Genomic DNA, 20,819 nt, shown 5'->3' with positions numbered 1-20,819 from the left:
ACGGGTACAGAGCCATAAAAAAGGCTCTGTCCCAAGACCGTGTTGCAAGGACTACGCTTTAAGGCAGGCATCCGCTCGTGAGGTCTGCCCACCATGGATACTCAAGCCTTTCAACGCTGGCTGACTCAAGTAAGCCAGCTCAGCAGCAAGCAGAAATCCGCACTTCACCGGGCTTTGCAGGAACCACCAGCAACAGAGGTTCTTGATAACTTGCCAGCACTTCAAAGCTGTCCACATTGCCAAGCGCAGGCGAAGTACCTTGCACCTTGGGGGTGGTCACGTGGCTTACGCCGTTATCGTTGCCGGTCTTGTCGACGCACGTGCTCAGCGGTGTCGAGCAGTGGTCTTGCTCGCTTGCACTATCCCGAACGCTGGCAGGACTACGCCCAAGCGCTGATTGACGGTCTGAGCGTGCGCAAGGCCGCCAAGCGATGCGGCATCAGCAAGAACACAGCCTTTCTCTGGCGGCATCGTTTCCTGGCCTGCGCAGCCCAGCATCATGCGCCCCATGAAGCCGGGATCGTTGAGGTCGATGAAACGTTCTTTCTGGAGTCCTTCAAAGGTCAGCGCAAGCTGCCGCGAGCGCCACGCAAAAGGGGCGGTGTGAGCAAAACGCGCGGCACGGGCAAGGATCAGATTCCGGTCATGGTAGTGCGTGATCGTGAGGGGCATACCGCAGACTTCAAGCTGGAGAAGCTGGATGCAGAGCATGTGCGAGCAGCCTTACTACCGCTGATCGACCAAGAAGCTGTGCTTTGCAGTGATGGCGCTGCGGTCTACGCCAACTTTGCCCGCACCCAGGGCATTACTCACCATGTCGTCCACTCGCGTCCTGGCGAACGGGTACTACAGGGTGCTTTCCACATTCAGAACGTTAATGCCTACCACAGCCGCTTGAAGAGTTGGATGACTCGTTTTCACGGTGTTGCCACCCGCTACCTCCCGAACTACCTGGGCTGGCGCCGCATGCTTGAGCGCTACCAGCAGCGTATCCAGCCAGCTCACTGTATCCAAGAGGCCGTTGGGCGCACCATGCAACACGCTATTGGGACATAGCCATAAAAAAGCCCGCCAAAAGGCGGGCTTGAGGAACCTCTTCCGCGTTGGGAAGAGAAAAGCCTTAGGTCTATTCGGTCAGACTGACTCGCGGCTAGCCTGGCCGAGCACCACCGGCTCAACCTTGCCACCGGACGCCAGCTCGCGCTGCAAGGTGTCTTCGTCGAGTTCCTTGCACCACTTGGCGACCACGATGGTGGCCACGCCGTTGCCGATCAGGTTGGTCAGCGCGCGGGCTTCGGACATAAAGCGGTCGATGCCGAGAATCAGCGCCAGACCAGCCACCGGCAGATGACCAACCGCCGACAGGGTCGCCGCCAGCACGATAAAGCCGCTACCGGTCACCCCGGCCGCGCCCTTGGACGCCACCAGCAACACCAGCAACAGGGTGATCTGGTGACCGATGTCCATCGGCGTGTCGGTAGCCTGGGCGATAAACACCGCGGCCATGGTCAGGTAGATCGAGGTGCCGTCGAGGTTGAACGAGTAACCCGTCGGGATCACCAGGCCGACCACCGACTTCTTCGCACCGAGCTTCTCCATCTTGGTCAGCATGCGCGGCAGCACGGTCTCGGACGACGAGGTGCCGAGCACGATCATCAGCTCTTCACGGATGTACTTGATGAACTTGAGGATGCTGAAGCCGTGAGCGCGGGCGATACCGCCAAGCACCACCAGCACGAAAAACACGCAGGTGATGTAGAAGCAGATCATCAGCTGGCCGAGTTGCACCAGCGAGCCGACGCCGTACTGGCCGATGGTGAAGGCCATGGCGCCGAAGGCACCGATGGGCGCGAGCTTCATGATCATATTGATGATGCCGAACATCACCTGAGCGATACGCTCGATAAATTCCAGCACCGGGCGGCCATAGTCACCCATGCGCTGCAAGGCGAAGGCGAAGATCACCGAGAAGAACAGCACCTGGAGGATGTCGCCATTGGCGAAGGCGCCGACCACGGTGTTGGGAATCACATTGAGCAGGAAGCCGATGGTGCTCTGCTGCGCGCCGGCCGAGGCGTAGGCGGCAATGCTGCTGGCGTCCAGGGTGGCGGGATCGATGTGCATGCCAACGCCCGGCTGCACCAGGTTGACCACCACCAGGCCGATCACCAGGGCCACGGTCGAGACGATCTCGAAGTACAGCAGTGCATAACCGCCAGTCTTGCCGACAGTCTTCATGTCCTGCATGCCGGCGATACCGCTGACCACGGTACAGAAAATGATCGGCGCGATGACCATCTTGATCAGCTTGACGAAGCCATCGCCGAGCGGCTTGAGGGCGACGCCGGTGTCCGGGTAAAAATGACCAAGCAGGATGCCGATGGTGATGGCGACCAACACCTGGACATACAGCAGTTTGTAGAACGGTTGACGGGGTGCGTCAGTCGTCGTCATGGCAGATCCTTAGCGGTGCCGCGCGGTAGCATCCATCGATACCCCGCAGACCTTTAATAAGCGCTAACCCTCCTACCTGGAGGGATTTGTTCTAGGCGCGTCTGGCGCACCTTCAACTGGCTTATCGCAAGGCCCATGCCACTCTCTTAAAAACAAATAAAATCCTTTTAAAACATAGTGATAGATAAAAATCACACGCCCCAGACAACAGCCGATCTGGCGGATTACCGCACGTCTGAGCGCGACCCGGTGGCGGAAATCCCCCGACCAACCAACCCGCCGGGACACACCTGTGCCGGGTAGCCGCATAGATTGGCTTGAGAAGACCAGCGACCAAGCCCAACGGCGCGGGCGCCGCCAGATTGGCCTGCGCGCCGCTCAGCCCATGCTGACGCCCTGGGCTTTTCGCGGCCATGGGCCGCACCGGCACACACCCCGGCACGGACAATCCAAAGGGTTAGCTTGTTGTGCAGGCCTTGAGCTGGCTACCATCGAGCGGCCTTCCTGACGAGCCCGCTCCATGCGCGAACGCACCATTGCCAGCCACTTCGTCCGGGCCGCCCTGCGCGGCGCCGAGCGCCATGGCCACGACTGCACGCCACTGCTGCGCCAACTGAGCATCCAGCCGGCGCTGCTCGACGAGCCACGCGCGCGCATCGCCCCGGAGCAATTCACCCGCCTGCTGCAACTGCTCTGGGAAGCGCTGGACGACGAATACATGGGCTTTGGCCGCACGCGCAGCAAGCGCGGCACCTTCGCCATGATGTGTTACGCGATCATCCACTGCCGCACCCTGGAAAAAGCCCTGGGCCGTGGCGCACTGTTCTACAGCCTGTTCGCCGAGGCGCCGAGCATCCGCCTGGAACGCGAAGGCGACTGGGTACGGCTGACCGTGGACGACCGCACGCTGTGGGACCCGGATCACTTCCTGGTGGAAAGCCTGCTGGTGATCTGGCACCGCCTCGGCAGCTGGCTGATCGGCCAGCGCATCCGCCTGGAGGAAGCCACCTTCACCTACGCGGAACCGGCCCACAGCGGCGAGTACGAGCTGTTGTTCCCTTGCCCGCGACGCTACGTCGCCGACAGCACCAGCCTGTTATTCCACGCCCGCTACCTGGCCATGCCGCTGTTGCAGGACGAGCGCACGCTCAAGCAATTTCTCGAACACTCCCCCGCCGACCTTCTGGCCCGCCCGGACGGCGGCGACAGCCTGATCAGCCAGATCCGCCGCCTACTCGGCCGCGATTGCAGCCACTGGCCGGATCTGGATGCCGTCGCCCAACAACTGCATATGAGCCCACAAACCCTGCGCCGCCATTTGCGCGAGGAAGGGTCGAGCTTTCAGGAACTCAAGGATCATCTGCGCCGTGACCTGGCTATCTACCACCTGGGGCGTGATGAGCTGGCGATTCAGGATATTGCCGAGCAGCTGGGGTTTTCCGAGCCTTCGGCGTTTCATCGAGCGTTTAAGAAGTGGACGGGGTTAACGCCGGGGGCTTATCGGGCGCAGGAGGGTTAGGCTGTGACTGCCTTCCGCTGATCCGCAGTTACAAGTCCTTCAAAAACCTGGGCGTTAAACCTCATGCGCAAGAGCTTCTTCAACACTGCGAACAAGTTTGAACCGTTCACTGCACTCTATGGCATGGGCGCTAGTCCCAATCAAGTCAAAGCGGCTGTGATCCAATTGCTCAATCCGTATGTAACGGACAAGACGCGACTCCATGAGCTTGCAGTCTCAGCACTCGCTGGTGAGGCAATAAGTGTTGCCCGACTATCCTCTCAGCAGGATTGGAAAGCGATCCTGGATACTTGCTTCGCGATCCGAGAAAAAGCGATTGCCGTTGATGATCGTCGAGCTTTCGAGCTCATGAGCTACTTTGAGTCTGCAATCACAGAAGCTCAAAAACAATATTCCCTTCTCGTCGTATTCGAAGTTCCCAAAGACGATCTTGCGCTTGACGAGTTTTCGTTTGAGTTATTTCGAACACTCGGCGTACTAATCGAATCCAGTATTCAACCCTACATTAAGGAAATCTATTGCCTGCAAATCGCTTCAGCGGGCGGAATAGTAGATCCCATCGCAGTAGCGGCTGAAGATTTCGGTCAAGTCTGCGAGAAACTGGAGAAATTGCTGAAAGACGCCACATTTCTCACCCCAGACCCTTGGGGAGTCCGCGTCAATCAATTGCGAAACATCGCACAACATCATTCCTACCGCGTCCAAGGGAATTCGGTCGTCGCCACATACGGAAGGTCACAACCACCCAAGCGGGTTGTCTTTACACGATCTGATTTGATAGTGCTTGCGCAGGAATTGGTTTCCCGGTTAGGTGCATTAAAAAGCTCCCGAGCAATTACACATCTAAACCACATTGAGAAACTTGGTTCCTATCTTCCTGAAACAGCACCTCATCGGTACAACGAAGCCACGGCGCTGGCGGCGTCTTTTGCGACACAAGGATTCAGATTGCTCGACCTCACGGTGACTGACATCCAGGCCACAGCCGTCCTCGAAGATGTAGCCCCCGGCGAAGGCTATCTACGCCCAGTGCACTGTTCTCAATTTGTGGCAACAATCGCGAGTCATTTCCCAAGTGTCTCCGTCCAAGTACGTTATCTTTCAAATGGCCACCACTCATGGACTTTCGAAGCGTCGGCTCAGAATCTGGAACGCGTTATGCAGCTCGATGAACCGCTGCGAGAACTGGCTCAGATTGTTACCTTTAAAAAGGAACCCTAATACTTACTGAATGAAAAGCTCGGATTAACTTAATTGTGATCAGCCTAGATATTGCTGCGCTCAACCTGCGCGGCCAGCCCATCCTTCCGCTTTTATCAGCATGAATAAATGGGGACAGATAAACGGGGACAAATTTATTTTCTCCTTTGCCTGCTTCTACTGGTTTCGCCCTTACGGCGAGTTACTTTCTCTTTGCTTGTGCAAAGAGAAAGTAACCAAAGAGAAAGCACACCCGGCATACGGGTTTCGCTTCGCTCAACGTCCCTCGCTCCGGCGCTGTTCCGAGGGCCGGCTTACAAGGGCCGTTCCTGGCCTAGGCGGCCCCACCCATCGTTCCTCGTTTGGCATCCATGCCAAACGCCCCTCTACACAGCACCTCCACTCGGCCTCCTGACGGGGCCCGGACGCGCGCCTGTGAGATATGGGCTTGGTCAGAGCGAGAAGTGAAATGCTTGGCACTCAATTGGCTGTGGCCAGAGCCAAGCTTGTGTAGGAGCGGGCTTGCCCGCGAATCGAGGTGAATACAAAAACATCGCGGCCAAGGCCGCTCCTACAGGTTTCGCAGAGCACGCCAGTTCGTAGGATGGGTCGGGCCGCGCAGGTTGAGCAACGCGATACCCATCAAATTGAGCGGTTTTCCACCCTACGGGTGACAGGCTCTTGTTTTGGCTTTGCTTTTAGTTAAACGACGAAAAACGTATAGACGACGCCAAACGCCCTTTCAGGAGGGTGAACAGAATCGTTGTGCAAGGGGTTGAGCGGCATGGATGCCGCGAGAGCCGCGATGGGCCAGGGATGGCCCTTCGCGGTGGGCCGCATCCGGTGGGCCCCTGGAGCAATGATTCTGTTCACGAACCCTGCCGCAGGCAGGGCCGGATGGGGGGCAAGCGTTTTTGGTTACTTTTGCGGCGACTGGCAAAAGTGACTCGCCCGTGAGGGGCGAAACCAAGGCTCAAAATCACCGCGTTAATGAACTTGCCCACGAAGCTAGGACACATCGATAAGACATCAAAAGCTCGCGGCTAAAGCCCCTCCTACAAGGCCGGCGTTGTGCTTTTGATTTGCACTGCAATCACGCAGCGAGGGCTGCCCAGCGTATCGGCAGCATGGGTATCGCTACGCTCAACCCATCCTACGAACCATATGGCCGGCGTTATGCCTTAGTCATGCAGGCGCACACGAAAACTCGCGCCGCCCAGCTCCGAATCCTCCAGCAGCAGTTCGCCGCCGTAGCTTTCGATAATGTCTTTGACCACCGCGGTGCCGATGCCCTGCCCCGGATGCTGGGCGTCCAGGCGTTCGCCACGGCGCAGGATGCGTTCGCGCTGGTCGGCCGGTACGCCGGGGCCGTCATCTTCCACGCACAGTTCGAGCATACGGCCCTGCTGCCGGATGCTCACGCGCACCTGCCCGAGGCACAGGCGGTAGGCGTTTTCCAGCAGGTTGCCGAGCAGTTCCAGCAGCGCGCCCTGCTCCATCGGCAGTTGCTGCTCCGTGGCGAAGTCACGCAGCACCTGCACCTGCTTATCGCGGTAGACCTTGTCCAGCGCATCGCAGAGCGTATCGAGCAAGGGGGCCAGGCGCACGCTGTGGCGAATCAGGCCGCTTTTGCGCAGGCTGGCGCGCTGCAATTGATAGCCGATCTGCTGGCTCATGCGCTCGACCTGCTGTTGCAGCACCTGCGACTGCTCGCGGTTCTGTGGCTGGGTGGCGATCACTTCACCCACGCTTTGTAGCACCGCCAGGGGCGTTTTCAGGCTGTGCGCCAGGTCGTCCAGGGAATGCCGGTAGCGCTCGCGTTGCTGGCGCTCGCTGTCGAGCAAACGGTTCAGCGAACCGGTCAGGCGTAGCAGTTCGCGCGGGTGGTGCTCGCTCAAGCTGGCGCGGCTGCCGGTCTCCACTTCGTCGAGTTCGGCGCTCAGGCCGCGCAGGCTGCGAAAGCCCCAGGTCAGGCCGAACCAGAGCAGGCCGAGCAACACCAGCAAAGCGCCGCCCAGCCACAGATAGAGCTGACGCATAAAGCCGTTGTACATCGCCTCGTAATCGCGGGTCGGTTGCATGGTGACGATGCTGAACGCGGCGCTCTTGCCGCGCAGCAGGTCGACCTCGACGTCATAGACGAAAAAGGCCTGCCCCCGCGCATCGGCGATCCGCAGAAATTCGTGGCCGCTGCCGTCGTAACGCGGCAGGTAGCTGACCTGTTCATCCAGGGCCGAGCGCGACTGCCAGATCAGTGTGCCGTCGCGGTCGTAGATAAAGCCCAGCAGTTTGGCGTCCAGGCTGTCGAACTCCTCGTTCGGCAGCTTATCCGGCAGCGCCAGCCGGCCATTGTCGGTGCGAACCGCGGAGACCAACGCCGCGGCATCGGCAGCCAGACGCTTCTCGATGACCTGCTCCAGGGCGATAACGAAGGCGCCGCGCAAGGCCGGCAACAACGCCAGCATGAACAACACCGCCAAGCCACCGGCCCCGAGCATCAGGCGCAGGCGCAGGGACAAACCGCGCGCGCGGCGGCGCAGCGTGGCGCGCGTGCTCATCGGCAGCGCTCGGTAAACAGGTAACCCTGGCCGCGTACGGTCTCGATCGGTTTGAAGCCATTGCCGTTATCCAGCTTGCGGCGCAGGCGGCCGACCAGCACTTCGATCACATTGGGATCGCGCTCTTCGTCGTCCGGGTAGAGCTGTTCGATCAAGCGTTCCTTGGCCACCACCTGCTGCTGATGGCGCATCAGGTATTCGAGGATGCGGTATTCGTAGGCCGTCAACTGCATGCCGCAGCCATCCATCAGCGCCTGCTTGCGGTTCAGGTCGAGTTGCAGCGGACCGGCTTCGATAGTCGCCTGGATAAACCCGCTGGAGCGGCGCAGCAGTGCATTCAAGCGCGCCTCCAACTCCTCGAACTGGAACGGTTTGACCACGTAATCGTCGGCGCCGCAGGCCAGCCCCTCGACCTTGTCCTGCCAGTTGCCACGGGCGGTGAGAATCAGGATCGGGAAGCTCTTGCCCTGGCTGCGCAGCTGGCGGATCAGGTCGAGGCCGTTGATCCCCGGCAATCCCAGGTCGATCACCGCCAGGTCATGGTGGTACTCCTCGGCGCGGTACAGCGCTTCCTCGGCATTGGCCACCGCATCCACCACATGGCCCTGTTCGCCGAGGCGGCTATAGAGATGGTGACGCAGCAGCGCCTCGTCCTCCACGACCAGCAATTTCATTGTGCTGTTTCCCCATAGAAGCGGCCGGGCAATTGCCCGGCCATGGTGCACGTGTGTGCTTATAAGGCCGTTGAAAAATGTAGGCGAGGCAGCCGAGACAAGGCAAAAACGGCCGAAAAAGCGCAGTTTACGTAGTGTAAATGAGCATTTTTAGGCCGTTTTTAACGCCGTATCGGCAACGTAGGTAGTTTTTCAACGGCCTGTTAGAACTTATAGCTGGCACCCAGGTATGCCTGCGAGCTGCTGTGCAAATCCAGAGAGCCGACTTTGCTGCCGCCATGCGGCGCGACTTCGGTACCGGCATTGCTGCGCAGGTAGCGGTAGCCGGCCTCGATGGAGGTATTTTTGTTCAGCTCCTGAAGGATACCGGCCTGCAAACCGACGGCGTAACCGATATCGCTGTCGCGCTTGATGCCTTTGCTGTCCTGCTCCAGCTTGATCAGGCCTGCGGTAGCGCCGCCGAACAGCTTGGTGTTGTTGCTGCCCAGCGGCATGAACAGGTCGTAGCTGCCGAGCAGGTTCTGCTGGCGCAATTTGAGGCCGCTGTCCGTGTCGGAGACGTTCTCGTAGGTCATGTAGTAGCGACTGTCCTCGCTCGCCTGGCCGGCGCGCACGCCCCAGGTGCCGGTGCCGTTGATCACCTTGTCGAAGTTGGGATTGTCCAGGTTGTGGTTCAACGCGCTGGACTTCTGGATGTTGTTGTCGGTTTGCCCCCAGGTGAGGCCAACGAAGTTGTCGGCAGCCTGCGCCGCGGCAGCACCGAACGCCAGGGTAGTAGCCAGGGCCAGCTTGGTCAGGTTGAGTTTCATGGTGTGTCCTCAGTGGTTTATCGGGTGTGGCTGAACTCGAGGCCTATACTGCCCGCGCACAACTGAACCCCCGCTGAACACACCCTGAACCCGAGCTGAACGAAGCCTGACGCTTACAGTTTTCGCGCCTGCCACCCCGCCAGCAGAAACAAACTCGCCAACACAACCAGCAACGGCAACCAGCCGGCGTGCTCCCAGACATAACCACCGACATAGCCGACCACACTGGAGCCCAGGTAATAGGCGCACAGGTACAACGCCGAAGCCTGCGCCTTGGCGCCACTGGCGCGCTGACCGACCTGACCGCTGGCCACCGCATGCGCGGCGAAAAACCCCAGGGTGAACAAGCCCAGCCCCACGACCACCGCGCCCAACCAGGGCGTGGCGCACAGTGCGACGCCGAGCAGCATGATGGCGATGCCTCCCTGCATCACCTGGCGGGCGCCCAGGCGTGGCACCAAACGCCCGGCCCAGCCGGCGCTGAAGATGCCGACCAGATAAACGCTGAAGAGCAGGCCGATCAGCGTCGATGACAAGCCGAACGGCGCCGCCACCAAGCGGAAGCCGACATAGTTGAACAGCGCGACAAAGCCGCCCATCAGCAGGAATGCCAGCCAGAACAAACCGCGCAACTGTGGGTTGCCCAGGTGCATGGCGAAATTGCCGAGCAAGCCGCGCAGCGATAACGGCTGCGCGCGAAAGTGCCGCGACGGCGGCAACAGCCACATGAACAAAGCCAACGCCAGCAGGCCCAGGCCGGCGATGCCGCCCAACGCCAGCGGCCAGCCACCAAGGTCGCTGAGCAGCCCCGCCAGCAGGCGCCCGAGCAAACCGCCCAGGGCGGTGCCGCCGATATACAGGCCCATCGCCGCCGGCAAGGCCTCGGGGTCGAACTCCTCGCCGACATAGGCCATGGCCAATGCCGGCAGCCCGCTCAGGGCCAGGCCGAGCAAGGCGCGCAACCAGAGCAGTTGGTCCCAGCTGTCGACCAGCGCGCAGGCAATGCCCAGCAGCGAAGCCAAGCCGAGGGCGGCAATCATCACCGGCTTGCGCCCCCAGCTTTCCGCCAGCGCGCCGGACACCAGCAGGCACAGCGCCAAGCTCAGGGTGGTCAACGACAGCGCCAGGCTGCTGCCGGCCGCCGACACGGCAAACTGCGCCGCCAGCAGCGGCAGCAATGGCTGCACGCAATAGAGCAAGGCGAAGGTGGCGAACCCGGCGCAGAACAGCGCCAGGGTAGCGCGTCGATAGGCCGTGGTACCGCGCGCCAGGTGCGCGCTGTCAGCAGAAGAAGGCATTGAAAAGACTCACGAAAGCGACCCCCGGCGGGCCGCGACTGAAGCCTAGCACGCGCGCCAAAGCCCATGCTTGAGCGCTCGCGTGGCGAGGAGTCAACAGCGGTGTAGCGACATGACCGTTTGTCCTGATCCAGATCAACGGCTTATGCCCTTACCTCAAGTAGGGTCTAGCCTGAAATCGACATTCAATGGAGTCGGCTGAGATGCACGCAGCACCTGACGACAAGCCTTCCAAGGGCAAGGAAACCCGCCTGTTCCTCTTCCTGGTCATCTGCCTGTTCCCCCTGCTGTCCGTCGCCCTGGTCGGCGGTTACGGCTTCTTCATCTGGATCATGCAAATGTTCCTCGGCCCGCCTGGGCCGCCCGGCGGATAGCCGCTGCCCAGTATTGATGTGGAGCCACGGAATATGGCCGAACCCCTGCATATCGCCAGCCTGCTGGTACACGCCCGCCCCGAGTTGTTCGAGGCGGTGAAAGCCAATCTGCGTCTGCTTGACGGTGTCGAACTGCATCAGCAAAGCCCGCTGGGCAAGCTGGTGGTGGTGCTGGAAACCGCCAACGAGCAGCAGATCCTTGAGCGTATCGACCAGATCAGCCACCTGCCGGGCGTACTCAACGCCGCGCTGGTCTACCACGAACTGCTCAGCCCCGAAGGAGTCGACGAATGAGCATGACCCGCCGTCAATTCGCCAAGGCCAACGCCGCTGCCATTGCCGCCGCCGCAGCCGGCCTGCCGATCGCCACCTCGGCGAGCAACCTGGTCACCGAAGCGGACCTCACCGCGCTGAACTGGAACAAGGCACCCTGCCGCTTCTGTGGCACCGGCTGCAGCGTGATGGTGGCGACCAAGAACAACCGCGTGGTGGCCACCCACGGCGACGTCAAGGCCGAGGTCAATCGCGGCCTGAACTGCGTCAAGGGCTACTTCCTGTCGAAGATCATGTACGGCGTCGACCGCCTGACCCAGCCGCTGCTGCGCATGAAAAACGGCGCGTATGACAAACAGGGCGAATTCCAGCCGATCAGCTGGGAGCAGGCCTTCGACATCATGGAGCTGAAGTTCAAGGAAGCCCTGAAGAACAAGGGCCCCGAGTCGGTCGGCATGTTCGGCTCCGGGCAGTGGACGGTGTGGGAAGGCTACGCCGCCAACAAGCTGATGAAAGCCGGCCTGCGCAGCAACAATATCGACCCCAACGCGCGCCACTGCATGGCTTCGGCGGTGATGGGCTTTATGCGCACCTTCGGGGCCGATGAGCCGATGGGCTGCTATGACGATATCGAAGCGGCCGATGTGTTCGTGCTGTGGGGCTCGAACATGGCCGAGATGCACCCGATTCTGTGGAGCCGGGTCACCGACCGCCGTCTGAGCTATCCGCAGACCCAGGTTGCGGTGCTTTCCACCTTCGAACACCGCAGCTTCGAGCTGGCCGATATCCCCATGGTGTTCAAACCGCAGACCGATCTGCTGATCCTTAACTACATCGCCAACCACATCATCGAAAGCGGCGCGGTGAACAAAAGCTTCGTCAGCCAGCACACCAAGTTCGCCAAGGGCGCGGACGATATCGGCTACGGCCTGCGCCCCGATCACCCGCTGGAAAAGCAGGCGAAGAATGCCGCCACGGCCAATACCTGGACGGACATGTCCTTCGAGCAGTTCGCCGCCTTCGTCAAACCCTACACCCTGGAGCGCACCGCCACGGAAACCGGGGTGCCGGCCGAGCGACTCAAGGCCCTGGCCGAGTTGTATGCCGACCCTAAGCGCAAGGTCATGTCGTTCTGGACCATGGGGTTCAACCAGCACACCCGTGGGGTGTGGGCCAACAACCTGATCTACAACATCCACCTGCTCACCGGCAAGATCAGCGAGCCGGGCAACAGCCCGTTCTCGCTCACTGGCCAACCCTCGGCCTGCGGCACCGCACGCGAGGTCGGCACCTTCGCCCACCGCCTGCCGGCCGATCTGGTGGTGACCAATCCCAAGCACCGCGCCACCGCGGAAAAGATCTGGAAGCTGCCCGCCGGCACCATTCAGGAGAAGGTTGGTTTTCACGCCGTGCAGCAAAGCCGCATGCTCAAGGACGGCGTACTCAACGTCTACTGGACCCAAGCCAGCAACAATATGCAGGCCGGGCCGAACATCATGGGCGAGGTGCTGCCGGGCTGGCGCAACCCGGACAACTTCGTGATTGTTTCTGATGTCTACCCCACGGTTTCCGCCCAGGCCGCCGACCTGATCCTGCCCAGCGCCATGTGGGTGGAAAAGGAAGGCGCGTACGGCAATGCCGAGCGGCGCACACAGTTCTGGCATCAGCTGGTCAGCGCACCGGGCGAGGCCAAATCCGATCTGTGGCAGCTGGTGGAATTTTCCAAACGCTTTACCACCGACGAAGTCTGGCCCGCCGAGCTGCTAACCGCATCGCCGCAGCACAAGGGCAAGACCCTGTATCAGGTGCTGTTCGCCAACGGCCAGGTCGATCAGTTCCCCAGCGAGCAGATCGAGTCTGGCCATCTCAACGATGAAGCCAAGGCCTTCGGTTTCTATCTGCAAAAAGGCCTGTTCGAGGAATACGCCCAGTTCGGTCGGGGCCACGGCCATGACCTCGCCGACTTCGACCGCTACCACAGCGAACGCGGCCTGCGCTGGCCGGTGGTGGGCGGCGAGGAAACCCGCTGGCGCTACCGCGAGGGGCATGACCCTTATGTGGCCAAGGGCAGCGGCGTGCAGTTCTACGGTTACCCGGACAAGAAGGCGATCATCTTCGCCCTGCCCTACGAGCCGCCCGCCGAAGCGCCGGATAGCGACTACCCGTTCTGGCTCAGCACCGGCCGGGTACTGGAACACTGGCACACCGGCAGCATGACCCAGCGCGTCGAAGAGCTGCACAAGGCGGTGCCCGACGCCTTGGTGTATATGCACCCGGACGACGCCAAGGCGCTTAACGCGCGGCGCGGCAGCGAAGTCAAAGTGATCAGCCGGCGCGGTGAAATGCGCGCGCGCATCGAAACCCGCGGGCGCAACAAACCGCCCCAGGGCCTGGTGTTCGTGCCGTTCTTCGACGCCAACAAGCTGATCAACAAGGTCACCCTGGACGCCACCGACCCGATCTCCAAGCAGACCGACTACAAGAAGTGTGCGGTGAAGATCGAACTGATCAGTGTGGCCTGAGGAGAACGCCGATGAACATTCGCCTACTGCCTCTCCTGCTGCTGGCCGCGTTCGGCATTGCCGTGGCCGCCGAGGTCAATTACCCGCTGGACGCCCCCGCACCGGATGGCCGCCGCCCCGGTGGCACCATCAGCCAGAGTCTGCCGGCCCCGCCCATCGCCAACGACGAGAACAAGGACCTCAAGCGCGAGCGCAACTACCCCGAGCAGCCGCCGACCATCCCGCACAGCATTCGTGGCTACCAGATCGACAAGAACGGCAACAAATGCCTGGCCTGCCACAGCCGCGCCAACAGCGCGCGCAGCCAGGCGCCGATGATCAGCATCACCCACTACATGGACCGCGACGGCCAGGCGCTGGCGGCCGTGTCGCCACGGCGCTACTTCTGCACCCAATGCCACGTGCCGCAGAAAGAGGTGCAACCGCTGGTGGGCAACAGCTTCGAGACCATCGACAAGCTGTTGCAGGACGAAGCTAATGCCGCGCAGAAACCCTAAGGAGGCGCCATGAAGTCGTTGCTCGCCCTGCTCAAGGACTACTGGCGCATCCTGCGTCGCCCGAGCGTGCATTACAGCCTGGGCTTTCTCACCCTTGGCGGCTTCGTCGCCGGGATCATCTTCTGGGGCGGCTTCAACACCGCGCTGGAGGCGACCAACACCGAACAGTTCTGCACCTCCTGCCACGAAATGCGCGACAACGTATTCGTCGAACTGCAGGACACCATCCACTACAGCAACCGCTCCGGGGTGCGCGCCACCTGCCCGGATTGCCACGTGCCGCACCAGTGGACCGACAAGATCGCGCGCAAGATGCAGGCCTCCAAGGAGGTGTGGGGCAAGATCTTTGGCACCATCAACACCCGCGACAAGTTCCTCGCCCACCGCCGCGAACTGGCCGAACACGAGTGGGCCAGGCTCAAAGCCAACGACTCGCTGGAATGCCGCAACTGCCACAACTTCGAGTTCATGGATTTCACCAAGCAGGGCCAACGCGCGCGGCAGATGCACTCCACCTCGCTGGCCAGCGGCGCAGCCACCTGCATCGACTGCCACAAAGGCATCGCCCACAAGCTGCCGGACATGAGCGGGGTGCCCGGCTGGTGAAGGGTTAAAAGCAATAGGCTCGGATACGCCAGCCAGGTCGTAGACGCATCGCTTGGAGCCACCTGTACAACGAATAAGGAGGAGTCAGCGATGAACGATTTCGTGGTCAGCGCCCGGCGGGTCAAGCAAGGCACCTTCGATGCCGAACCCGGCGCCTCGCACATGCTGCTGGTGCCCGCCGATGCCAAAGCCCCGCTGCCCAGCCATGGGCGCATGGGTGAAACCTGGGTCAAGGCCTGGTTGCAGCAACTGTTGGCCGAGGCGATCTGGGGCACGGACGAACGCACCGGCGCCGAGCGCGGCGACATCCTGGTGTATGTGCATGGCTACAACAACAGCGCCGAAGAGGTGGTAAAACGCCACCGCCGGCTCCAGGCCGACCTCACAGCGCTGGGCTGGAAAGGCGCAGTGGTGTCGTTCGACTGGCCCAGCGACAACAAGACCGTCGGCTATCTGGAAGACCGTCACGACGCCAAATTCAGCGCGATGCAACTGGTCACCGACCTGATCGCCCTGCTCGCCGCCAAGCAGACCCCGGACTGCGCGGTGAACACCCACATCATCGCCCACTCGATGGGCGCCTACGTGGTGCGCGAAGCCTTCGACGACGCCGACGATGCGCGCCTGGAAAACAACAGCTGGATGATCAGCCAGCTGTGCTTTATCGCTGCCGACGTGTCCGCCGCCTCGCTCAACGAAGGCCATGCCAGCAGCGACTCGCTGTACCGGCACTGCACACGGCTGACCAACTACTTCAGCCTCGGCGACAGCGTGCTCAAGCTGTCCAACGTCAAACGCGCCGGTGTGGCGCCACGGGCAGGCCGCGTCGGCCTACCGGAAGCGGCGCCGCGCGCGGCGGTGGATATCGACTGCAGCGCCTATCACCAGGCCCTGCTGGCCGATGCGGCATTACAGACCAGCGACCAGCCGCATGGGTTTCTCGGCAACCAGAACCACTCTTGGTACATCGGTAACCGGCTGTTTACCCTCGACCTGTTCGAGACGCTCAAGGGCGACCTGGACCGCAGCCTGATCCCCACGCGCAACCCGATCGACGGCTCGCGGCGGTTCAGCCTGATTCCGTAGGGCTTCAATGCTCGGCTAACGCCCACCCCAGCCAGCGCAGCGCTGGCGCACAGCAACAACTCACGGCCGCAGAACCAAAAAAAACGGGAGCCCAAATGGGCTCCCGCACTCAATCTCAGAGAAAAGTCGGAACCGGCTCAGCCGGACTCCAACAACAACCTCACCTGCGTTCCCGAAGAAACGCAGCGCTAGTCTGGCAAAAGCCCGCGCAACTATCCGTTTAGCTTTGTTGCCGCTTTGCAAAGAAATGTAAACGGCCGCCCGACTGGTCGCCTCGGGCGGCAACCGGCAGAATGCGCGGATGAACGACTACCAACCCGCGTGCTGCACCGCCCTCGTCGAACACTGGCCGCTGCCCCATGCGTTGCCCGGCGCCTGCCTGATCAGTACCCAGTTCGCGGCCGAACGCCTGGAGGCTGACGACTTCACCCGCTGCGCCATCACGCCCGTCTCTGGGGTGTCCAAACGTCAGGCGGAATACCTTGCCGGCCGCCTGTGCGCGCGCGAAGCCCTGCGCCGGGCTACCGGCACGGCGACGGTGCCGGCGGTCGGCGCCGACCGCGCCCCGCAATGGCCGGCCGCCGTCTGCGGTTCGATCACCCATGGCAGCGGTTGGGCCGCCGCCGTGGTCGCCCCGCATAGCAGCTGGCGCGGCCTGGGCCTGGATGTGGAGAAGATCATGCCGGCCAGTCGCGCCGAGCGCCTGGCGGGAGAAATCCTCACCCCTGGCGAATTGTTCCGCCTGGAAAGCCTGCCCGCCGCACAGCGCGCCCGACGCATCAGCCTGACCTTCTCGCTCAAGGAAAGCCTGTTCAAGGCGCTCTACCCGCTGGTGCTGCGGCACTTCTACTTTCAGGATGCCGAACTGCTCAGCGTCGCAGCCGACAACAGCGTGCGTATGCGCCTGCTGGTCGACCTGCACGCGGACTGGCCGGCGGGCAGCGAACTGGACGGCCAGTTCGGCGAATTCGACGGTTATCTGCTGAGCCTGGTGAGCATCCCGCGCTGAGCGATTGCATACGAACAGCACAGGGCCGTCGCGGCCCCGCAAGCTCGCCGCTGAAGCGCCCCCCACAACACAGGCTGCAGCCTGACGCTAAACCGTGGGAGGGGCTTTAGCCGCGACAAGCGCGTCACTTTCAAGCGATTGCCCTGACGAGCCGCGTAGCGGCACCCAATGCCCCAGGCAAATCCGATAAACTCGGGCCATTGCCGCCTGGAGTGCCCTAATGCGCGAAGAATTGAACCAAGGCCTGATCGATTTCCTCAAGGCCTCGCCGACCCCGTTTCATGCCACCGCCAGCCTGGCCCTGCGCCTGGAAGCGGCCGGCTATCAGCATTTGGACGAACGTGCGCCGTGGCACACCGAGGCCGGCGGCCGCTATTACGTGACCCGCAACGACTCCGCGATCATCGCCTTCAAACTGGGCAAGCGCTCACCACTGGAAGGCGGCATTCGCCTGGTTGGCGCGCACACCGACAGCCCCTGCCTACGGGTCAAACCGCAGCCGGAATTGCAGCGCCAAGGCTTTTTCCAGCTTGGCGTGGAAGTCTACGGCGGCGCGCTGCTGGCGCCCTGGTTCGACCGCGATCTGTCGCTGGCCGGGCGGGTGACTTACCGCCGCGACGGCAAGGTGGAAAGCCAGCTGATCGACTTCCAATGCCCGATTGCGGTGATCCCCAACCTGGCGATTCACCTCAACCGCGACGCCAACCAGGGCTGGGCGATCAACGCGCAGACCGAACTGCCGCCGATCCTCGCCCAACTGGCGGGCACCGAGGCGGCGGATTTCCGCGCGCTGCTCAGCGAGCAACTGGCCCGCGAACATGACTTCAACGCCGATGCGGTGCTGGATTTCGAGTTGAGTTTCTACGACACCCAGGCCGCCGCGGTGATTGGCCTGAATGGCGACTTCATCGCCGGCGCGCGGCTGGACAACCTGCTGTCCTGCTACGCCGGCCTGCAAGCCTTGCTGGCCGCCCCGGACGAAGAAAGCTGCGCACTGGTGTGTACTGACCATGAGGAAGTCGGCTCCTGCTCGGCCTGCGGCGCCGACGGCCCAATGCTCGAACAGGTGCTGCGCCGCGTGCTGCCGGAAGGCGACGCCTTCGTGCGCAGTATCCAGCGCTCGCTGCTGGTCTCCGCCGACAACGCGCATGCCGTGCACCCCAACTATGCCGATAAGCACGACGGCAACCACGGCCCGAAAATCAACGCCGGCCCGGTGATCAAGATCAACAGCAACCAGCGCTACGCCACCAACAGCGAAACCGCCGGGTTCTTCCGCCACCTGTGCCTGGAAAACGAAGTGCCGGTGCAGAGCTTCGTCACCCGCAGCGACATGGGTTGCGGCTCGACCATCGGCCCACTCACCGCCAGCCAACTGGGCGTGCGCACCGTGGATATCGGCCTGCCGACCTTCGCCATGCACTCGATCCGCGAACTGGCCGGCAGCCACGACCTGGCGCACCTGGTGAAAGTCCTCAGCGCCTTCTACGCCAGCGCCGAACTGCCGTAATCAGCCACAGGCGCGCAGGGTGGACAAGGTTGCGCCATGTCCACCCTGCGCCAGCCGACGGCGGTCAAGGGTGAGCACGGGTCTTTCTACTCCGGCACTTCGACGCTGACGTGAATGGCGTCGTGGCGCCAGAACTCCAGGTCGCAGTCGATCAGCCGGCCATGCTGGTCGCGGTTGACCCGGGTGATACGCAGCGCCGGGCTGCCTACCGCCACTTTTAATGCGCCGGCGGCCTCGCTGTGCAGTGCGGTCGGCACCATGTCGAAACGCACCCGCCCGTAGTGCACCGCGTACTCGCTGGCGTACAGCTCGGTCAGCGAGCGGGTCAGGTCAAAATCGAGCACCCCAGGGAAATACGCCGGGTTGAGGTAATGCTCGACATACAGCACCAAACGCCCGTCGATCCGCCGCGCGCGGCGGATCTGGTACACGCTGGACAGCGCCGGCAACTCCAGCACCTGACAGATTTCCGCATTCGCCGGCATCAGCCGCGCGCTCAACACCTCGGTTGCCGGCACCCGGCCCTGCTCGGCGACCATCGCATGGAAATGGCTACGCACCAGCGGGTTGTAAGCCACCCGCGCCGGGGAAACGAACCAGCCACGGCGCTCCTCGCGGTAGACCAGACCCTGGGCCTCCAGCTGGCTCAGCGCCTCGCGCAGGGTAATGCGGGTGGTGTCGAACAACTCGCTCAATTTGCGTTCGGCCGGCAGCTTGCTGCCGGAGGGCAGCAAACCGTGTTCGATCTGTTCTTCCAACGCACGGCAGATGGTGGTGACTGCACGCGGCGCTTCATCGCGCATCAAGACTTCCTCTTTTGGACTAGTCCAGCCTTACCAGGCCGTTGAAAAACTACCTACGTTGCCGATACGGCGTTAAAAACGGCCTCAAAAAGCTCATTTACACCACGTAAACTGCGCTTTTTCGGCCGTTTTTGCCTTGTCTCGGCTGCCTCGCCTACATTGTTCAACGGCCTGTCATTGCGGGGCATGAACCGACTCTTCAAACCGCGATAAATAAGCGTTCAAGCCTAGGCAGTCTAGATGACCGGCCGATGACAGCCGTCTTTCAGGCATGCCCCATGCCACTCTCGACGCCCGATGCATCCCCCGAAATCAGCCACTTATCCATGGTCTACGCTTGTTGTGCGCCGGCTCGTCAAACCCCTTGAACATCCGCCAAGAACCGGCAGACATAAAACTGTCACGCGTGAGGCCTAGATTGGCGTGGGTCTTGCTGATCTAGACCAACACACTCTCACTGCAAAGGAGTTTCCAATGAAACAACTGCTGCTGGCTTCCCTGATGGGCTCGGCCATCGCCCTGACCACCCAGGCCATGGCTGCTGATACGGACATGCAAGCGCTGGAACAAGCCGCTCGCGCCGAAGGCGCAGTGAACAGCGTGGGCATGCCGGACAGCTGGGCCAACTGGAAGGACACCTGGATTGATCTGGAAAAACTCTATGGCTTGAAGCACCTCGACACCGACATGAGTTCGGCCCAGGAAATCGCCAAGTTCGCCGCCGAGAAAGACAACGCCACCGCCGACATCGGCGACGTCGGCGCGGCCTTCGGCCCGATCGCCGTGCAACAGGGCGTAACGCAACCCTACAAGCCGAGCACCTGGGAGCAGATTCCGAGCTGGGCCAAGGACACCGACGGCCACTGGATGCTCGCCTACACCGGCTCCATCGCCTTTATCGTCAATAAGCAATTGGTCAAGGAGGCGCCGAAAAGCTGGGCCGACCTGAAAACCGGCACCTACAAGGTCGCCATCGGTGACGTCAGCGCCGCCGCCCAGGCAGTCAACGGCGTCCTCGCTGCCGCCATCGCCAACGGCGGCGACGAAAAGAATATCCAGCCGGGCCTGGACTTCTTCGGCGCACTGGCCGAGCAAGGCCGCCTGTCGCTGTCCAACCCGACCATCCAGACCCTGGAAAAAGGCGAAGTGGAAGTCGGCGTGGTGTGGGACTTCAACGGCTTGTCCTACCGCGACCAGATCGACCCGAGCCGCTTCGAGGTGCTGATCCCGTCCGACGGTTCGGTGATCTCCGGCTACACCACAATCATCAACAAGTACGCCAAGAATCCCAACGCCGCCAAGCTGGCCCGCGAATACATCTTGAGCGATGCCGGCCAGATCAACCTGGCCAAGGGTAACGCCCGTCCTATCCGCGCCGAGCACCTGACGCTGCCGGCCGAGGTGCAGGCCAAGCTGCTGCCCAACGCGCAGTACGCCAAGGTCCAGCCGATCAAGGACGCCGCCGCCTGGGAAGCCACCTCCAAGGCACTGCCGCAACTGTGGCAGGAACACGTCATCATCAATATGGAGTAACCGGCCGTAGGATGGGTGGAGCGCAGCGATACCCATCGCTCCACCTACCTTGATGGGTATCGCCAGCTCCACCCATCCTACGCATATGGCTCCA

At 62.0% G+C, this 20,819-nt stretch carries 18 protein-coding genes; 12 read left to right on the top strand and 6 right to left on the bottom strand.

The window, feature by feature from the left end:
• The first annotated feature begins 93 nt into the window (after window positions 1–93).
• Complete coding sequence (locus tag B3M58_RS14140) at window positions 94–1,056, top strand: IS1595 family transposase (RefSeq protein ID WP_296220019.1); 963 nt, start codon at window positions 94–96, stop codon at window positions 1,054–1,056.
• 78 nt (window positions 1,057–1,134) lie between these two features.
• Here B3M58_RS14140 and B3M58_RS14135 read toward each other — a convergent pair whose 3' ends face one another.
• Window positions 1,135–2,454: a dicarboxylate/amino acid:cation symporter gene (locus tag B3M58_RS14135; RefSeq protein ID WP_296220017.1), complete on the bottom strand. Its 1,320-nt coding sequence runs from the start codon at window positions 2,452–2,454 to the stop codon at window positions 1,135–1,137.
• 520 nt (window positions 2,455–2,974) lie between these two features.
• Here B3M58_RS14135 and B3M58_RS14130 point away from each other — a divergent pair.
• Window positions 2,975–3,973, top strand: coding sequence for an AraC family transcriptional regulator (locus B3M58_RS14130; RefSeq protein WP_296220015.1), 999 nt, complete (start codon window positions 2,975–2,977; stop codon window positions 3,971–3,973).
• A 63-nt stretch (window positions 3,974–4,036) separates the two neighbouring features.
• Window positions 4,037–5,194, top strand: coding sequence for a hypothetical protein (locus tag B3M58_RS14125; RefSeq protein WP_296220013.1), 1,158 nt, complete (start codon window positions 4,037–4,039; stop codon window positions 5,192–5,194).
• Window positions 5,195–6,354: 1,160 nt separating this feature from the next.
• On the opposite strand, the gene B3M58_RS14120 is transcribed toward B3M58_RS14125, so the two are convergent.
• From B3M58_RS14120 to B3M58_RS14105, 4 genes are all read right to left on the bottom strand, one after another.
• On the bottom strand, window positions 6,355–7,731 hold the full coding sequence (locus B3M58_RS14120) for an ATP-binding protein (RefSeq protein ID WP_296220011.1): 1,377 nt from the start codon (window positions 7,729–7,731) through the stop codon (window positions 6,355–6,357).
• A complete protein-coding gene (locus B3M58_RS14115) occupies window positions 7,728–8,405 on the bottom strand; it encodes a response regulator (RefSeq protein WP_296220009.1) in 678 nt (225 codons plus the stop codon). The genes B3M58_RS14120 and B3M58_RS14115 overlap by 4 nt, the downstream gene beginning before the upstream one ends.
• A gap of 203 nt (window positions 8,406–8,608) precedes the next feature.
• A complete protein-coding gene (locus tag B3M58_RS14110; RefSeq protein WP_296220008.1) occupies window positions 8,609–9,214 on the bottom strand; it encodes an outer membrane beta-barrel protein in 606 nt (201 codons plus the stop codon).
• Window positions 9,215–9,327: 113 nt separating this feature from the next.
• The gene (locus B3M58_RS14105) at window positions 9,328–10,512 is read right to left on the bottom strand and encodes an MFS transporter (RefSeq protein WP_296220006.1); all 1,185 of its coding nucleotides are present in this window, start codon (window positions 10,510–10,512) and stop codon (window positions 9,328–9,330) included.
• 203 nt (window positions 10,513–10,715) lie between these two features.
• Between B3M58_RS14105 and napE the strand changes: the two genes are divergently transcribed.
• The 8 genes from napE to B3M58_RS14065 all read left to right on the top strand — a co-directional run bounded on the left by napE (window position 10,716) and on the right by B3M58_RS14065 (window position 18,389).
• Window positions 10,716–10,886, top strand: coding sequence for a periplasmic nitrate reductase, NapE protein (gene napE, locus B3M58_RS14100; RefSeq protein WP_296220004.1), 171 nt, complete (start codon window positions 10,716–10,718; stop codon window positions 10,884–10,886).
• A 33-nt stretch (window positions 10,887–10,919) separates the two neighbouring features.
• Window positions 10,920–11,180 carry a chaperone NapD gene (locus B3M58_RS14095; RefSeq protein WP_296220003.1) on the top strand — a complete coding sequence of 87 codons (261 nt, stop codon included), beginning with the start codon at window positions 10,920–10,922 and terminating at the stop codon, window positions 11,178–11,180.
• Window positions 11,177–13,681, top strand: coding sequence for a nitrate reductase catalytic subunit NapA (napA, locus tag B3M58_RS14090; RefSeq protein WP_296220001.1), 2,505 nt, complete (start codon window positions 11,177–11,179; stop codon window positions 13,679–13,681). Before B3M58_RS14095 ends, napA begins: the two co-directional genes overlap by 4 nt.
• 11 nt (window positions 13,682–13,692) lie before the next feature.
• Window positions 13,693–14,178 carry a nitrate reductase cytochrome c-type subunit gene (locus B3M58_RS14085; RefSeq protein WP_296220000.1) on the top strand — a complete coding sequence of 162 codons (486 nt, stop codon included), beginning with the start codon at window positions 13,693–13,695 and terminating at the stop codon, window positions 14,176–14,178.
• A gap of 9 nt (window positions 14,179–14,187) precedes the next feature.
• A complete protein-coding gene (locus B3M58_RS14080; protein WP_296219999.1) occupies window positions 14,188–14,784 on the top strand; it encodes a cytochrome c3 family protein in 597 nt (198 codons plus the stop codon).
• Window positions 14,785–14,874: 90 nt separating this feature from the next.
• Window positions 14,875–15,870 carry an alpha/beta fold hydrolase gene (locus tag B3M58_RS14075; RefSeq protein ID WP_296219997.1) on the top strand — a complete coding sequence of 332 codons (996 nt, stop codon included), beginning with the start codon at window positions 14,875–14,877 and terminating at the stop codon, window positions 15,868–15,870.
• A 301-nt stretch (window positions 15,871–16,171) separates the two neighbouring features.
• Window positions 16,172–16,879 carry a 4'-phosphopantetheinyl transferase family protein gene (locus tag B3M58_RS14070; RefSeq protein WP_296219996.1) on the top strand — a complete coding sequence of 236 codons (708 nt, stop codon included), beginning with the start codon at window positions 16,172–16,174 and terminating at the stop codon, window positions 16,877–16,879.
• Window positions 16,880–17,099: 220 nt separating this feature from the next.
• Window positions 17,100–18,389, top strand: coding sequence for a M18 family aminopeptidase (locus B3M58_RS14065; protein ID WP_296219994.1), 1,290 nt, complete (start codon window positions 17,100–17,102; stop codon window positions 18,387–18,389).
• 86 nt (window positions 18,390–18,475) lie between these two features.
• On the opposite strand, the gene B3M58_RS14060 is transcribed toward B3M58_RS14065, so the two are convergent.
• A complete protein-coding gene (locus B3M58_RS14060; protein WP_296219992.1) occupies window positions 18,476–19,192 on the bottom strand; it encodes a UTRA domain-containing protein in 717 nt (238 codons plus the stop codon).
• Between the two features lie 474 nt (window positions 19,193–19,666).
• Here B3M58_RS14060 and B3M58_RS14055 point away from each other — a divergent pair, with 474 nt between their 5' ends.
• The gene (locus B3M58_RS14055; RefSeq protein ID WP_296219990.1) at window positions 19,667–20,725 is read left to right on the top strand and encodes an ABC transporter substrate-binding protein; all 1,059 of its coding nucleotides are present in this window, start codon (window positions 19,667–19,669) and stop codon (window positions 20,723–20,725) included.
• Window positions 20,726–20,819: the final 94 nt, after the last annotated feature.

Origin of the sequence: Pseudomonas sp. UBA2684 (assembly GCA_002354655.1) — a bacterium.
Lineage (GTDB): Bacteria > Pseudomonadota > Gammaproteobacteria > Pseudomonadales > Pseudomonadaceae > Aquipseudomonas.
The sequence above is the reverse complement of the archived record's forward strand: the minus strand, read 5'-3'. Positions and strand labels throughout refer to the sequence as shown.